At 63.3% G+C, this 16545-nt stretch carries 15 protein-coding genes; all 15 read left to right on the forward strand.

Going from position 1 to position 16545, the window contains the following annotated elements; translation table 11 throughout:
• The coding region (locus ACTHL0_RS11320) for a DegT/DnrJ/EryC1/StrS family aminotransferase (protein WP_440566829.1) at positions 1–673 on the forward strand (673 nt) is incomplete at its 5' end.
• Positions 674–714: 41 nt separating this feature from the next.
• Positions 715–1200, forward strand: coding sequence for a GtrA family protein (locus tag ACTHL0_RS11325; RefSeq protein ID WP_440566830.1), 486 nt, complete (start codon positions 715–717; stop codon positions 1198–1200).
• A complete protein-coding gene (locus ACTHL0_RS11330) occupies positions 1197–2177 on the forward strand; it encodes a glycosyltransferase family 2 protein (RefSeq protein ID WP_440566831.1) in 981 nt (326 codons plus the stop codon). Before ACTHL0_RS11325 ends, ACTHL0_RS11330 begins: the two co-directional genes overlap by 4 nt.
• Positions 2170–3246: an NAD-dependent epimerase/dehydratase family protein gene (locus ACTHL0_RS11335; protein ID WP_440566832.1), complete on the forward strand. Its 1077-nt coding sequence runs from the start codon at positions 2170–2172 to the stop codon at positions 3244–3246. The genes ACTHL0_RS11330 and ACTHL0_RS11335 overlap by 8 nt, the downstream gene beginning before the upstream one ends.
• Before the next feature lie 101 nt (positions 3247–3347).
• Positions 3348–5141, forward strand: a complete 1794-nt coding sequence (locus ACTHL0_RS11340) for a thiamine pyrophosphate-binding protein (RefSeq protein ID WP_440566833.1) — start codon at positions 3348–3350, stop codon at positions 5139–5141.
• Positions 5142–5165: 24 nt separating this feature from the next.
• Positions 5166–6173 (forward strand): NAD-dependent 4,6-dehydratase LegB, encoded by a 1008-nt coding sequence (locus ACTHL0_RS11345; RefSeq protein ID WP_440566834.1) that lies wholly within the window; start codon positions 5166–5168, stop codon positions 6171–6173.
• Between the two features lie 3 nt (positions 6174–6176).
• Positions 6177–7334: a LegC family aminotransferase gene (locus ACTHL0_RS11350; RefSeq protein WP_440566835.1), complete on the forward strand. Its 1158-nt coding sequence runs from the start codon at positions 6177–6179 to the stop codon at positions 7332–7334.
• On the forward strand, positions 7331–7954 hold the full coding sequence (locus tag ACTHL0_RS11355; RefSeq protein ID WP_440566836.1) for an acetyltransferase: 624 nt from the start codon (positions 7331–7333) through the stop codon (positions 7952–7954). The genes ACTHL0_RS11350 and ACTHL0_RS11355 overlap by 4 nt, the downstream gene beginning before the upstream one ends.
• Positions 7951–8955, forward strand: coding sequence for an N-acetylneuraminate synthase (gene neuB / locus ACTHL0_RS11360; protein ID WP_440566837.1), 1005 nt, complete (start codon positions 7951–7953; stop codon positions 8953–8955). Before ACTHL0_RS11355 ends, neuB begins: the two co-directional genes overlap by 4 nt.
• Before the next feature lies 1 nt (position 8956).
• Positions 8957–9970, forward strand: coding sequence for a Gfo/Idh/MocA family protein (locus ACTHL0_RS11365; RefSeq protein WP_440566838.1), 1014 nt, complete (start codon positions 8957–8959; stop codon positions 9968–9970).
• A 48-nt stretch (positions 9971–10018) separates the two neighbouring features.
• The gene (locus ACTHL0_RS11370) at positions 10019–10813 is read left to right on the forward strand and encodes an SDR family oxidoreductase (protein ID WP_440566839.1); all 795 of its coding nucleotides are present in this window, start codon (positions 10019–10021) and stop codon (positions 10811–10813) included.
• Positions 10814–10906: 93 nt separating this feature from the next.
• Positions 10907–12994: a hypothetical protein gene (locus ACTHL0_RS11375; RefSeq protein ID WP_440566840.1), complete on the forward strand. Its 2088-nt coding sequence runs from the start codon at positions 10907–10909 to the stop codon at positions 12992–12994.
• Positions 12995–13032: 38 nt separating this feature from the next.
• A complete protein-coding gene (neuC, locus tag ACTHL0_RS11380; RefSeq protein WP_440566841.1) occupies positions 13033–14223 on the forward strand; it encodes a UDP-N-acetylglucosamine 2-epimerase in 1191 nt (396 codons plus the stop codon).
• A 58-nt stretch (positions 14224–14281) separates the two neighbouring features.
• Positions 14282–15352, forward strand: coding sequence for a nucleotidyltransferase family protein (locus ACTHL0_RS11385; protein WP_440566842.1), 1071 nt, complete (start codon positions 14282–14284; stop codon positions 15350–15352).
• 11 nt (positions 15353–15363) lie between these two features.
• Positions 15364–16545 (forward strand): hypothetical protein (locus tag ACTHL0_RS11390; RefSeq protein WP_440566843.1); only part of this gene is annotated, 1182 nt, incomplete at its 3' end.

Here is a 16545-nt window from a genome sequence, read left to right on the forward strand (position 1 = left end):
GAGCTTCTATCCCGCCCACCACATCACGATGGGCGAAGGCGGCGCCGTCTTCACGAACAGCGCCGAGCTGAACGACATCGCCCGCTCGTTTCGCGACTGGGGCCGCGACTGCTATTGCGCGCCGGGCGCAGACAACACGTGCGGCAAGCGCTTTTGCTGGAAGCTCGGAGAATTGCCCGAAGGCTACGATCACAAGTACACGTACTCCCACCTGGGCTACAACCTGAAGATCACCGACATGCAGGCCGCGTGCGGGCTTGCGCAACTGGAACGCGCACCGCGCTTCATCGAGGCACGCCGCCGCAATTTCGCTTATCTGACCGAACGCCTGCAATCGTGCCGCGATCAGCTCGTGCTGCCAGCCGCGACACCGAATGCCGATCCTGCCTGGTTCGGCTTTCCGATCACGATTCGGGACGAAGCGAACTTGCGCCGCACGGATTTACTCACCTATCTGGACCAGGAGAAGGTCGGCACACGGCTGATATTCGCCGGCAATCTCACCCGGCAGCCGTACATGGCCGGGCGGCATTTTCGGGTTGCGGGCGAGCTCGGCAACACGAACACGATCATGGAAAACAGCTTTTGGATCGGCGTGTTTCCCGGTCTCGGCGAAGCGGAACTCGATTACGCAGCCACGAAGATCGAAACGTTTCTTGGCGTCAATTTCTAAACGCCAGGTCCGATTTTCGGGCCTGAAGGAAGGGTACGCGGATGCGACCGAAGCGCAATGAGCGTGGGACTTCGGATGGGTTGGACCGCAACAAGGACACACATGCGCGCCAGCAGTTCGGCACCGAGCTGCCCCATGGCGACGGCAAGACATGGAGATTTCTGGCGATCGGTGCGGGCAATACCGCGTTCGCCTATGTCATCACGACCGCCTTGTATTACATGTTGGCGCGCCGGCTTCACATCGTCGCAATCGGCGCGATCGCCAATGTCATCTGCATCACCGAAGCCTTCATCGCTTACAAGCTGTTCGTGTTTCGCGCCCGCGGGCACTGGCTCGCGCAGTACCTGCGGTGCTACGTCGTATACGGGGGCAACGCACTGATCGGCCTCGCCGGACTCTGGCTGCTGGTCGATGCGCTCGGTGTCCCTTTCTGGATCGCCCAGGGTGGCGTGATGATCGTCGGCATCGCCGTCTCGTACGCCGGTCACGACCGGTTTACCTTCGATGAGGCACAGCGCGGATGAGCACACGAAAACTGATCAGCATTGTCGCGGGCTGCTTCAACGAACGCGAGAACATCGCCGAGCTGCACGCGCGCGTGACAGCGGTGATGCGGCAGCTGCCGCACTACGATTATGAAATCATCCTGATCGATAACGCGTCGACCGACGGCACGGTCGAGGTGATCCGAGCGATCGCACGCATCGATAAGCACTTGAAGGCGATCGTCAATGTGCGCAATTTTGGGCATATTCGTTCGCCCTATCACGCCCTGCTGCTGGCCGAGGGCGATGCCGTCATCGGCATGGCGTCCGATCTCGAGGATCCGCCCGAGCTGCTGCCCGAGTTCATCCGGTATTGGGAACAGGGCTTCAAGATCGCCGTCGGCGTGCGCCGCAACCATGCGGGGCGCGGGCTCACCCCGCTTTTGCGTAAGGCGTATTACGCACTCATCACGCGCATCTCGGACGTCGATCAAGTGCCGAATTTCACGGGCTTCGGTTTGTACGACCGTGCGGTCATGGACATCCTGCGCGATATCGACGATCCCTATCCCTACTTCCGTGGCCTGATCTGCGAAATCGGCTTCCCCCGTGCACAAGTGCCGTTCGACAAACCCATCAGAAAGCATGGGCGCTCGAAAGGGACGTTCTTCGTTTATCTCGACAGTGCGCTGCTCGGCATCGTCAATCACACGAAAGCACCGTTGCGGCTCGCGACGCTGCTTGGCATCGCCATGAGCGGCATGAGCTTTCTCATGGGGATCTACTACCTCGTTCGCAAACTGATGGCATGGAGCGAATTCCAAATGGGGATCGCACCGCTCGCCGTCAGCCTGTTTTTCTTTCTGGGCGTGCTGTTCCTGCTCCTCGGGTTGCTCGGCGAATACATCGGTCTGCTCGTCACGCATACGATCCGGCGTCCGATGGTGGTCGAGAACGAGCGAATCAATTTCGAACCGGCCGCGAACGCCACGCTGCTCGAGAACAGCGATGCATGACATCGCACCCGGCTTCTCGCTGTTCCGCGACGACCTCGAACATGTGGATCGCGAACTCGCACGCGTCTGGCCGGATTTGCGCGGCGCGCATCTGTTTCTGACCGGCGCGACGGGCTTCTTCGGCATCTGGCTGCTCGAATCGCTCATTTGGGCCAATCGGGCACGCGATCTCGATTTGACGATTACCGCTTTGAGCCGCGCGCCTGAGCGATTTCTGAGCACCCAAGCGCCGCATCTACGCGATCGCAATGAATTGCGCTTCGTGACAGGCGACGCCGCCAGCTTCGAGATTCCCTCGCGCCGCTGCACGCACATCATGCACGCCGCATCGGAAAACAACGTCGACGGCCGGCCGGATTGGCCCGAACGCCATCTGAATGCCGCGATCGACGGCACCCGCAGGATCGTCGACATGGCCGCCCGTCACGCTTGTGAATCGGTTTTGTTGACAAGCTCGGGCGCCGTGTATTCGACGGTGGAAGCGAACGCCGGGCCACGCTTCGAAGAGGGGCCGGCAGGCATCGCCGATTATGCTTCCGAGCGCCACGTCTACCGTGAATCGAAGCGGCTCATGGAAGTCATGACGGCAATCGGCGCGCAGCAGCATGGATTCAAGGCGGCGATTGCGCGTTGCTTCGCCTTCGTCGGTCCGTACCTTCCGCTCGGGCACAACTACGCCGCCGGCAATTTGATCCGCGATGCGCTGTCGGGAAAAGAGATCGTCGTGACTGGCGACGGTACGCCGTTGCGTTCGTACCTCTACGCGGCCGATCTCGTCGTGTGGCTGCTCACGATCCTCGTGCGCGGGCGCAGCGGTGTGCCGTACAACGTCGGCGGCGAGCACGCCGTCTCGATCGCCGAATTGGCCCATCGCGTCGCGGCGCAGGCGGGCATGCCGGCGGATGCCGTGACGATCAAACGCGAGCCGATCCCCGGCGCGGCGCCGTCCGCTTACCTCCCTTCGCTCTTGCGCGCCAAGGAGGAACTGGGCTTGCGCCCAGCCATCGCCCTGGACGATGCCATTGTCAGAACCCTCGCCTGGTACCGGCGGCGAATGGACACGAGTTGACGATTTCAAACAGCAAGCGGGGATCGCACTTTGGTAGACGCCAGAGCCGCGCATCGACGAACACGCGTGATGCAACCCACTTTTCGACCGGGCTAGCGCATATGGCTATCAGCGTAGCGGATTATGTGTTCCAACGAGTGGCCGAGGCAGGCGTCAAGGATGTCTTCATGGTGTCCGGCGGCGGCATCATGTACCTGTGCGATGCCCTCGGCCGCAGCGCTCGTCTGCGGTACTGGTGCAACTATCACGAGCAGGCATGCGCCATCGCCGCGGAAGGCTATGCGCGCGTGACCGAGGGCCTTGGCGTGTGCCTGGTGACGACCGGCCCTGGGAGCACGAACGCGCTCACCGGCGTAGCAGGGGCGTGGGTCGATTCCATTCCCATGCTCGTGATTTCGGGGCAGGTGCGCACCGGCGTCATGGCCGACTATTCGCGCCAACGCCAGGTGGGCCCACAGGAAATCAACATCGTTCCGATGGCGGCCCCGGTCACCAAGCATGCGGTCACGGTCATGAAGGCCGAGGACATCCGCTACGAACTCGAAAAATGCCTGTACCTGGCCCGCACGGGCCGGCCCGGTCCGGTCTGGTTGAATCTGCCGCTCGACATTCAATCCGCGATGATCGACGCCGATGCCTTGCGCGGCTATGAACCCGAGGGCGAACCCAAGCCGCAGCTCACTCGGGAGACGGTGAGCCGGGTCGCCGATCTGTTTGCCGCCGCCAAGCGGCCCGTCGTGCTGTACGGCAACGGTGTCGTGCTGAGCGGCGCTCGTCAAGCATTGCGGCGGTTGATCGAGGATCTGCGCGTGCCGGCGATGTCCACCGTCAGCGCGATGGATGTCCTGGCCGAGAACCATCCCTTCTTTCAAGGACGGATCGGCCCCGGCGGGCAACGTCGCGCAAATTTCGCGTTGCAAACGGCCGACCTTGTGTTGGCGATCGGCACGAGCTTATCCATTTCGGCCATCGGCTTCAGCGAGAAGTTCGCGCCGAAGGCCACAAAAATCCTCGTCAATATCGACGAGGGCGATCTTGAAAAACGCAACGTCGCGATCGATCTCCCCGTCCATGCCGACGCGAACGATTTCATCGCCCTGTTTCGCGCGGCGCTGAAGTCGCGCGACCGGCACACGCCGCAACGCTGGCTCGATGCCTGCGCCATGTGGAAGCGCACGTATCCGCCGATGCCCGCGGCCGAGCATTTGCAACAAGCGCACGTCGATATCTACGCAGCCTACGACGAACTCTCCAGGCAGCTAGGCGACACGGATATCGTCGTCAGCGGAAACTCACTGGACGGCTGCATCATCGCTTATCAGAACCATCGAGTGAAGGACGGGCAAACCGCCTTCACGAGCGCGTGCATGGGGGCGATGGGCTGGGACCTGCCGGCGCTCGTCGGCGCGAGCGTGGCCGGTGGGCGTATGCGCCGTGCCGTGCTGATCACAGGCGACGGCAGTGTCCTGTTCAACATCCAGGAGTTGATGTTCCTCGGACATCACCGCCTCAACGCCAAGCTGTTCATCAGCAACAACGACGGCTATCAAAGTATCCGCAACACGCAGACGCGCTTTTTCGACGGCCGCCAGGTGGGCACCGACGCGCAATCGGGCGTCGGCAATCCGAACTTCGAGCAGCTGGCCGCCGCGTTCGGCCTGCGTTATCTGCGTATCGCGACGAATGACGCGTTGCGCGCATCGATCGAGACCGTGTTCGCCGACGACAAACCCTGGCTTGTCGAAATGCGCGTTTCGCAGGCGCAGCAGCGTTTTCGCGCGAGTTCATACCGCAAGCCGGACGGCACGTTGGCCTCGCGCCCCATGGAGGATATGGATCCGCTACTGCCCCGCGACGAGCTGGAACGCAACATGACGATGTTCGATCACGACTAAGCGCGTCAAGGAGCGCTCATGCCTATGCCTACGTCTAACAAGAAGATTCTGGTGACCGGCGCCGACGGCTTCATCGGCTCGCATTTGACCGAACATCTCGTGCGCGCCGGCTATGACGTCCGCGCCTTCGTCCTTTACAACTCGTTCAACGCCTGGGGCTGGCTGGACCGCGCGAGCGCCGAGATCCGCGACGCACTCGATGTCTTCGCAGGCGACGTGCGGGATCCGAATGGCGTGCGCCAAGCCGTGCAGGGTTGCGACATTGTGCTGCATCTGGCCGCCTTGATCGCCATCCCGTACTCCTATCATTCGCCCGATACCTACGTCGATACGAATATCAAAGGCACGCTGCATGTCGTGCAGGCCGCGCGCGAATCGGGTGCGCGCGTCGTGCATACGTCGACGAGCGAGGTATACGGCACCGCGCGAACGGTGCCGATCGCCGAGGATCATCCGCTGCAAGCGCAGTCGCCCTACTCCGCATCAAAGATCGGTGCCGATCAGATCGCGCTGTCGTTCCATCACGCGTTCGGCACGCCGGTCTCGGTCCTGCGTCCGTTCAATACCTATGGGCCGCGTCAGTCCGCACGCGCCGTGATACCGAGCATCGTGACGCAAATCGCGGCGGGACGGCGCAGCATCAAGCTCGGCGCGTTGCATCCCACGCGCGATTTCAACTTCGTCGCCGATACCGTGCGCGCATTCGAAGCCGTGATGAACAGCGACGCGGCGATCGGCCAGGTGCTCAACGCAGGCAGCGGATTCGAAGTGAGTATCGGCGACACCGTCAAGCTCATCGCCGAAACGATGGGCGTCGATGTTCGGATCGAAACGGACCCGGCCCGGCTGCGCCCCGCGACCAGCGAGGTCGAACGGCTCGTCGCGGATGCCAGCCGCTTGCGGACCTTGACCGGATGGGTTCCCGAGTACGGCGGCCCGGACGGCTTGCGTCGCGGGATCGAGCAGACAGTGCGGTGGTTCGCCGCCCCGGCGAATCTGGCCGCTTACAAAACCGACATCTACAACATCTGAACCATGTCCCGTGCCCATGACGTGCTTAGAATCGTCCGCGACGTATACGGCGGCAGCGGACCGCTCGCGTTGCACGCGCCCGTCTTCGCCGGAAACGAAATGGCGTATGTCCGCGCGACGATCGAGTCGACCGTCGTCTCGTCGGTCGGCGCCTACGTCGATCGCTTCGAACAGATGTTGAGCGAATTCACGGGTGCACGATACGTGATCGCGACCGCCAACGGCACCACTGCCCTGCATATGGCGCTGCTGCTGGCCTCGGTCGAACCGGGCGAGCTCGTCGTGACGCAATCGCTGAGCTTTGTCGCGACCGCGAACGCGATCGTTCACGCGGGTGCGGAACCCGCATTTGTCGACATCGATCCGACGACGCTCGGCATGTCGCCTGAAGCACTGAGCGCCTTTCTGCAAGAAGACTGCGAACGCGTGGGTGACACGGTCCGCCACCGGGCGTCGGGACGCCGCGTGGCCGCCTGCGTGCCCATGCATTCGTTCGGCTTGCCTTGCCGCATCGACGACATTGCCGATATCTGCGCGCAGTGGGAACTTCCTCTTGTCGAAGACGCCGCCGAAGCGCTCGGCAGCCGACACGACACGAAGCACTGCGGCACCACCGGCCGCTTGGGGACGTTGAGCTTCAACGGCAACAAGGTCTGCACGACGGGCGGCGGCGGCGCGATCATGACGAATGACCCCGTGATCGCCCAACGCGCGAAACATTTGACGACGACGGCCAAGGTCCCGCACCGCTGGCGCTTCGAGCACGATGCGATCGGCTACAACTTCAGGCTTCCCAATCTGAATGCCGCGCTCGGCTGCGCGCAGCTCGAGCAGCTGGATGCGTTCCTGACCTTCAAGCGAACGCTGGCCGAGCGCTATCGGTCGGCGTTCGATGCGGTCGACATTCCGTTCGTCGTCGAACCTCCAGGCACGCACGCGAACTATTGGCTATGCGCGATCTTGCTGCGCAACGCGGCCGAGCGCGATCGCTGCCTGGAAGTGACGAACGATGCGGGCGTCATGACGCGGCCGGCCTGGGAGCCGCTGCATACGCTGCGGATGTTCGCTGAGCTTCCGCGCGGGCCGCTGCCTGTCACGGCGCATATCGGTGCGCGGCTGATCAACATCCCGAGCGGCGTGCGCGTCGAGGTGCCGGCATGAACGACATCCTCCTCGTCGGCGGTGGCGGGCACTGCAAAGCGGTCATCGACGTCCTTGAAACGACGCAGGCGTGGCGCGTGGCGGGCATCGTCGAGCGGCGCGATGCACGAATGGCCGCAGTCATGGGCTATGAAGTGGCCGGATTCGACGAGGATCTCGCCGCACTGCGCGAACGTTGCACGTTCGCCCTCGTCGCTTGCGGGCAGATCGAATCGCCCCAACCGAGGCTGCGCCTCTTTCACGCATTGAAGGCGGCGGGCTTCGTCTTGCCGGCCGTGATCTCGCCTAAGGCCCATGTCGCGCGTTCGGCCACGCTCGCCGAAGGCACGATCGTCATGCACTCGGCGTGCGTCGGCCCGGACGCGCGGATAGGGGCGAATACGATCGTCAATACGCGTGCGTTGATCGAGCACGACGCTCGCGTCGGCAGCCACTGTCACGTCGCAACGGCCGCGGTCGTGAACGGCGGTGCGACGGTGGGCGATCGAACGTTCATCGGTAGCGGGGCCGTGTGCCGGGAAGGGCTCGCCATCGGGGCGGACTGTCTCGTCGCCATAGGCGAACGCGTCATCCAGCCGATGCCGGACGGCACGCGGCTCGTCGGAGGCCAGTTCAGATGAACGCCTACTGTTCGATCATCGCCGAGGCCGGCGTCAATCACAACGGCTCGCTCGAATTGGCTTACCGGCTCGTGGATGAAGCCGCGCACGCCGGTGCCGACTACGTCAAGTTCCAGACGTTCCGAACGGAACTGCTCGTGACGCGCCACGCGGCGAAGGCGAACTATCAACAGCGCACGAGCGGTGCAGCTCAGTCGCAGTTCGATATGCTGAAGCGCCTCGAATTGCCTGCATCGGCCTTTCGCGAGATCGCGGCCTACTGCGCGGAAAAGCACATCGCGTTCTTATCGACGCCGTTCGATATTGAATCGGCGGCCTTGCTCGCCGGCATGGGCATGAGCGCGCTGAAAGTCGCATCGGGCGACATCACCGACATTCCATTTCTACGGCAACTGGGGGCCATCGGATTGCCGATCCTGCTGTCCACCGGCATGGCGACGCTCGGCGAAGTCGAACATGCGCTCGAAACGCTGGAGGCAGCCGGCACGCCGCTCGAACGCATGACGCTGCTTCACTGTACGACCGAATACCCGGCGCCCTTTGACGAAGTCAACCTGCGCGCCATGCTGACGCTCGGCACCGCATTTCCCGGTGTCGCCATCGGCTATTCCGACCACACCGAGGGCATCGACATCCCGATCGCGGCCGCTGCGCTGGGGGCTCGAGTCATCGAAAAGCACATGACGCTGGATCGCGCGATGCCCGGTCCCGATCACCGGGCCAGTCTCGCGCCCGTTGACTTCGCCCGCATGATCGAAGGCGTGCGCCGCGTGAGCTGTGCGCTGGGCGACGGACGTAAGCGGCCGTCCGATTCCGAACTGCGGAACCGCACGGCGGCGCGTAAATCGATAGTCGCGCGGCGCCCGATCGCGCAGGGAGAGCCACTGTCACCCGAGAACCTGGCCGTGCGCCGCCCGGGATCCGGCATTTCGCCTGCGCGCTGGGACAGCGTCGTGGGCACGCGAGCCGCACGCGCCTATGCCACCGACGAGCCAATCTGATATGACCTCGCCCATCCACAGGACGCGCTCGCCGCATTCGCCATCCGCCTGCATCGAAACGATGTCGGCCGCCTCTCATCGCGCGACGTCCCGCCCGGGCCGTGGTTCGCTACTCGTCGTCGGCTACGGATCGATCGGCGCGCGCCATGGCCGGCTGGCAGCGGCGCTTGGCGCGCAGGTGGCCTACGTGACGCATCGCCCAGGCGTGCCCTTTCCACATTTCACTCGCATCGAACAAGCATTGGACGAAACGAAACCAAGGTATGTCGTCGTCGCCAATGCCACGGGCCGCCACGGCGAGACGTTGCAGGCGCTCGCAAGCGCCGGGTTCACCGGTCGTGTCCTCGTCGAAAAGCCCTTGTGCAGCAAGGTCGAGGAGATCCCGGCCGCATGGCCGTTTCGCGTGCGCATCGCCTACAACCTGCGCTTTCACCCGCTCGTCCAGGCCTTGCGCACGGCACTCGCCGCGCGGCCGATCGTCAGCGCGCATTTTTACGCCGGCCAGTACTTGCCCCAGTGGCGGCCCGGCACGGAGTACCGCACCGCCTATTCCGCACGCCGTCAAGAAGGCGGCGGCGTATTGCGCGATTTATCGCACGAGATCGATCTCGCACTGTGGCTTTGCGGTCGTGCGCATGCGATCACCGCCATCGGCGGCCATCTGAGCGCGCTCGAGATCGATAGCGACGATGTCTATTCGATCCTGTCGAGCCATGAGCGCTGTCGTGCCGTTGCCATCTCGATCAATTACCTCGACCGGGAGCCCAGGCGCGTCATGACCATCAATGCGCGCGATCTGACGGCGAGCGTCGATTTCGTGGCCGGGACGTTGACGTTGAACAACGAAGTCACGGCATGTCCGGTGGAGCGCGACGTCACGTACCGGGAGCAACTGAAAGCGTTCCTCGCGGACGACATGTCGACGATGTGCGACTTGCAGGGCGGATATGAGGTCTTGCGGGTCATTGCCGCCGCGGAAACGGCTGCGGCGAATCGCAGTTGGATACGCCTTTAGCACGCAAGGCCAGGGGCAGGATAGAGCCATCGGACAGGACACGATGCGATGCGTACGATCTCGGAGCTGATGTCACTTTCGGGCAGGACCGCCTTGATCACCGGTGCGGCCGGACACATCGGGGCGGCGATTGCCGAAGCGCTGGCGGAAGCCGGCGCGACCCTCGCACTGGCGGATCGCCGGCTTGGCGCGTTGGAGGCGTGCGCCGAGCGGCTGCACGGTACGAGCGTCAACCTCTTCGAAGTCGACCTTTCCGACGAAGCGAGCGTACGTGCGCTACCCGACCAAGTCGCCAACTGCTGCGCAGGGCTCGACATTCTGGTGAACTGCGCGGCCTTCGTCGGCACGACAGAGCTGGCTGGCTGGGCGGTGCCGTTCGAACGTCAGCAAAGCGCCGCCTGGCGTGCCGCGTATGAAGTGAACGTCACGGCTGCCTTCGAACTCGTGCAGCAATCGTTGCCGTATCTGAAACGAACGGGCAAGGGGTCGGTGATCAATGTCTCGTCGCTTTATGGCGTGGTCGGGCCGGACTGGCGCTTGTACGAAGGCACGACGATGGCCAATCCCGCGGGCTACGCGGCGAGCAAAGGCGCGCTCGCGCAATTGACGAACTGGCTGGCGACGACGCTCGCGCCCGAGGTGCGCGTCAATACGATGAGCCCCGGCGGCGTCTGGCGCGATCAGCCCGCATGCTTTGTCGAACGCTACGAACGGCGTACACCGCTCGCCCGCATGGCGACCGAGGAAGATTTCAAGGGTGTCGCGCTGTTTTTGGCGAGCGATATGTCGAGCTACGTCACGGGACAGAACATCGTCGTCGACGGCGGCTGGTGCGCCTGGTAAGCCATGGATACGAACGACACCGACGCGCTTTCTCTCGGCCGTGAACGCCGAACCAAAAGACAGACCGCCGCTGCGCCACAGCGCGCCCCGCGGATGCGCGCGACCCACCCGCTCACACGGATGGCGAAGCTGGCGCGCCTGGCGCGATACGCCCCAATCGCCTTCATAGCGATCTTCGGCGGCACAGCGCTGATCGTCTGCAATCCCGGCTATTTCTGGGACGATTGGGCGTGGCGCTTTCAACCGCCCGCTCAGAGCATCCGCATCGCCAAGGAGCTGGGCATCTTCTGGGGCGGCTATTTGACTAACGCGATCAATGCGTTGGCTCATCCCGCGCTCGCGATGCGCGCGACGGCCCTCGTGTCGTGGCTGATAGCGGGCGCGGCCGCGGCGTACGTGCTGCACCGCCATCGCGTGCTCTCGCGCGACGACGCCCTCGCACTCTTCCTCGTCTCTGTTTCCACCCACATCGCACCGATCCGGTTTCTGACGAGCGTGGCGATGTACAACGTCTATATCGCATCGTTCTGGATCGGCTGGGCGCTACTGGCAGCCACGCCGAATGCGCGCCGCGGCCAATGGCTCAGCGCGCCTTTCTTTTTCTTTGCGTTCTACCTGAACTCGCTCATCGCGCTTTACCTGGCGATCCTGGTGCTGCTTGCCGCCCGCTCCGTGAGCGAACACCTCCGAGCAGTCATGCCCTTTCCGGGCTGGCGTGAGCTCACGTCGTCGCTCCATACGGTACCCGCCAATCTGCAAGCACGCGCTCGCGCAAGCAGCGAACCGCTACGCCGATACGCGGTGCAAAACGCGGCGCTGCTCGCGCTGCCGTTCGCTTTCATGCTGGTCAAGCGGCTCACGGGCGTGAAATCGATCCTGTACGGCGATTACAACGATATCCATTCGCGCAGACTGATCGGCTCCCTCCTCGATGCATTCACGATCATCAGGCCGGTCTTGCGCGACTACTTCGCGATTTCGTCGCGCGGCGTGCCGCCGCTCGTCCTGGGCGTTTCGTGCCTCCTGTGCTTCCTGCTGCTTCGCATCGCTCCGCGAAGGCCCATGCGCACACCCTTGCACACGGCATTGTTCCAAGCCACGCTCGGCTGGATTCTGTTCGCGGCCGCGGTCTATCCCTACCTCATTGCCGACAAAACGCCGGTGCTCACGAGCTTCTACGACAGCCGCAACATCATGCCGGCCCTCTTCGCGCTCGCCTTGGTGCTCATCGCGTTCGTCAACCTGCTCGACCTTGTATTGGCGAAGGTCTGGGTGCTGCGTACTGTAGGACGCGACCTGCTGCTCGGCTATGTCATCGGCGCCTCGGTGGGCAGCGGCATCGTCGCGGGATTGGATCTTTGGCGCGACTGGATTCGTCAATGCGCGATCATGGCGTTCGTGGGCACGCATCAAGCCGCTCTCAAGGATGTACGCACCTTCGTATTCAACGACACGGCCCACCGCATCGACGACCGCCAGCTATGGAATTACGAATACACGGGCAACCTGGTGGCCGTGTACCGAACGAAAGAGCGACTCGGCATCTCCGTCGATGAATATGCGAACTGGCCGCCGCGCGTCCAGCTCATCGTCAACCCATTGCTGCGCAAGCGCTTCAATCTGAACGGCTACGACTTCGACAAGCCTCACGCCATCCTCACGGTTCGCAACGGAGTCGTCCCGCTCAGCAATCTGCGCGTGCTGTCGATGGTCGGGTCCTATCTGCGCCGCGATGACGCGTGGCGGCAAAGGCTAGGCGAATACATCGAAGTCAGCATGGCTTTCGAACACGTACAAGCGGACACACGGGTGGCCGAGGTCTTTCAGATCGTCGAAGCGCTCGATGCGTACAAGCTCGCGTACGGACAGTATCCGGCCACATCGGCGCCGCCGCGGGACGGCGTTCCCGTCCACACGCTATCGTCTGGCGAGCGCATCGGGCCACCGATCGTCCGCGGCGATATTCCCGGGCTGTTCCCCGATTACATGCCGCGAATGGCCTCGATGGCCCCGCATCCGCTCGGTGAGCCCACTTACTTGTACATGTCCGATGGGCTCGACTTCAAGCTCGTTTATGCGGACCCGCCCGATTTCGCCTATGCCAAACAGGCGCATCCGGCATTGATCGACCCGATGCGTCCCGCTTACGGAACATGGACGTCCGGGGCAAGGAACTGGTGATGGCGCATCCCCTCCCCCTCTCCGACAGGCGTCCCCCTATGCGCACGATCTGCGTCTTCACCGGTACGCGCGCGGAGTACGGCTTGCTGCGACCGGTCATCCGTGCGCTCGGCAATGAGTCGAATGCGATCGTCAAACTCCTCGTGACTGGCACGCATCTGGCCGATAGCCACGGCGCGACATGGCGCGAGATGGAGCGAGACGATCTCCCTGCGTACGAGCGGATCGAAGTACTGATGGACAGTGCGACGGAATGCGGCGTCTATACCGCATTGGGGCTCGGCATGATCCGTTACGGCGACGCGTTGCGTCGCATGGCGCCGGATCTGCTCGTGTTGCTCGGCGATCGTTACGAAGCGTTCGCCGCAGCGGCGGCGGCCACCGTCTGCAACATTCCGATCGCGCACCTGTACGGCGGCGAGCTCACCTATGGCGCGATCGACGATGCGTTCCGGCACGCGATCACAAAGATGAGCCACCTTCACTTCGCGAGCACGCAAGCCTATCGGACGCGTATCGTCCAACTGGGAGAGCATCCCGATCGCGTGTTCGCAGTCGGCGCACTCGGCGTGGAAAACATCCGCACGCTCGAACTGTACAGCGCGAACGAAACGGCACGCCACCTCAACCTGGAAGCGGGCCAGCCCTATCTGCTCGCGACGTTTCACCCGGCTACGCGGTCGTCGAAGTCAGCGCATGCCCAATTGAGCGCCCTGCTCGACGCACTCGATCGATTCCCCGGTCATGCCGTTGTCATGACCGGGGCCAACGCGGATGCCGGCGGGGCGTCGATCAACCGTCTTCTTGTCGAGCGAGCCGCTGCCTGCCCGCAGCGCTATCGTTTCGCGATGTCGCTCGGCACGCATCTGTATCTGTCCGCGGCCAAGCACGCCTGCGCCGTGGTGGGAAACTCATCGAGCGCGATCATCGAAGTGCCGACGCTCGGCGTACCGAGCGTCGACATCGGCCCGCGGCAGGCCGGACGCACGCGCGCTGACAGCGTCATCTCGTGCGCCGACGATGCAGCGCAAATCGTCGAGGCCATCAGGCAAGCATTGTCGGACGAGTTTCGGCGGACGGCCGCGTGCAGCGTCAACCCCTATGAACGCCCCGGCACGACCACGCGAATCGTACGCGAACTGCTTACGCAGGAACTGGCCAACCTCTCGATCAAAACGTTTTACGACCTTCGGCCACCGCTGCCCGATCCGGACGCCGGTGCGGGATGAGGGTTTGACCTTGAACCATTACTGTTTTGAGACCGACTCACTTGCGGGAGTCATCGCCATGGAAACGACGCAGCTCGAAACACTCAAAGTATCGCTCGACGACAGCGTGTCCGATGTCATCCGGCGCATCCAGGCGAGCGGATCGCTGGGATGCGCGTTGATATACGACGCCGCAGGACGCTTCGTCAACATCGTCACCGACGGTGACGTTCGTCGTGCGTTCCTCGAGGGCAAGCAACTCGACGCGACCGCACGCGACATCCACCAAGTCAAGCTCCAAACGGCGCGGCCGGCTCCTATCACGGCACGCACGAATTCGTCGCGCGCAGAGCGCGCGGCGCTCTTTCGCCAGCATTCGCTACGACAACTCGTTCTCGTCGATCGCTCAGGCGTGCCTGTCGACGTGATCGATCATCAAAGTATCGATTCGTCGCCGCCCTATGTGAACCGGCGTTTTACGGCGGTCGTCATGGCGGGCGGCTTCGGCATGCGCCTGCGGCCGCTCACGGAGACGACGCCGAAGCCGATGCTGTGCGTCAACGGGCGGCCCATGTTGGAAATCAGCATCGAAAAACTCGTGAATCACGGCGCCGACCGAATCGTGATTTCCACCCACTATCTGCACGAGAAGATCGTGAATCACTTCGGTCGCGGCGAACGATTCGGCGTACCCATCGATTACATCCATGAAGAGGAACCGCTCGGCACCGGGGGTGCGCTCTCGAGGCTGGCGCATCGCAACGAGGCGACGCTCGTATTCAACGGCGACATTCTGACCACCCTCGATATCGGCATGTTTCACGCCTATCACCTGCGTACGGAATCGGCGATGACCATCGCGGCGACGCAATACGGCTTTCAGGTTCCGTTTGGCGTGATCGACGCATCGCAATCGCGTGTGATGCACATCGAGGAAAAGCCGAAGCTCAGTTTTCTGGTCAACAGCGGCATGTATTTTCTTTCGCCGAGGGTGTTCGCCACCCTCCCCAAGCATGGCGCCTATCACATGACAGACGTGGCGCACGAACAGATTCGCCGCGGCGTACGCGTCTCGTGCTTTCCCATCTTCGAACATTGGCTCGACGTCGGCCGCCCCAGCGATTACGACCTCGCGGCCAAGCTGTTTTGAGCGCGAATCCCATGAGCGTGCCGGAATCGAACGCGGGGTTGGCTCGCCGCTGGTCGCCGGATCTCGTGTCGATTCTGGCGCTGCGCGGCTGGCAGGCGGGCGCGGGGCTCGTCTCGACACTGCTGGCGGTGCATTATTTGACGCCTGAACTGCAAGGCTGGTACTACAGTTTTCTCAGCGTGGCCTCGTTCTATACGCTGTTCGACCTCGGGCTTTCCACGGCGCTGCTTCAGCTTGGCGCGCATGCGTTTGTCGGTTTGCGCTGGGGGCGAGGCAATCGCCTGGAAGGTGCACGCCCCGCGCGGTTCGAGGCGCTGCTGGCTAAAGCAGTGCGTTGGTACGCCATCGCCGCATTCGCGTTTCTCGTCTTGTTTTTGCCCGGGGGCTGGTTCTTCTTTCTAACGAAAGCGTCCACCGGCATCACGTGGGCACCTTGCTGGCTGACGCTCTGCGCGTTGACCGCGGGCGGTCTGCTCGTGCTTCCCTTTCTCGCCTTGCTCGAGGGCAGCGGGCAAATATCGCAGGTCTATGGGGTTCGGCTCATCACTGCAGCGCTCGGCTCGCTGGCATGCTGGATCGCGTTCGCCAGCGGCGGTGGCCTTTGGGCCACGACGATGGCGCCGGCCATGGCATTGTGCGTGCCGCTTGCCTGGCTGGCGTTCCGCCACCGCCCCCTTGTCGCGCTCGCTTGCAACGAGCCTGACAGCCGCTACCGCTGGCGCGACGAAGTTTGGCCCTTTCAATGGCGGCTCGGCCTGAACTGGCTTTGCGCATCGTTGCTTGCGCAGAGCAACACGCCCTTGCTGTTCTACACGCAAGGCGCCGTCGTCGCGGGGCAGTACGGGTTATCGGTCACCATCGTCAATATGATCGGCCTCGCTGCCCAGTCATGGCTGCTGCGCCGCGTGCCGGCGATGGCGCAAGCCGCGTCGATGCGGGATTGGCGCCGGCTCGACCAGCTCTTCTGGCGCGACTTCGGCATCGCGTTAGCTGCATTCTCGTTCGGGTCGGCGGCATTGCTCGGCTCGGTATGGCTGATGGCCGGCCAACCTGTCGTTCATCGGCTCCTGCCTTGGCCTCAGCTCGTGGGGCTCGTTGTCATCGCCTTCGCCGCGCAGATGATGGGTGGCCGCGCGCTGCAACTGCGCAGTTTCAGGCGCGAGCCGCTCGTTTGGCTCAACGTATTCGTCAAC

This window comes from Trinickia sp., from assembly GCF_051961175.1.
Taxonomy (GTDB): Bacteria; Pseudomonadota; Gammaproteobacteria; order Burkholderiales; family Burkholderiaceae; genus Trinickia.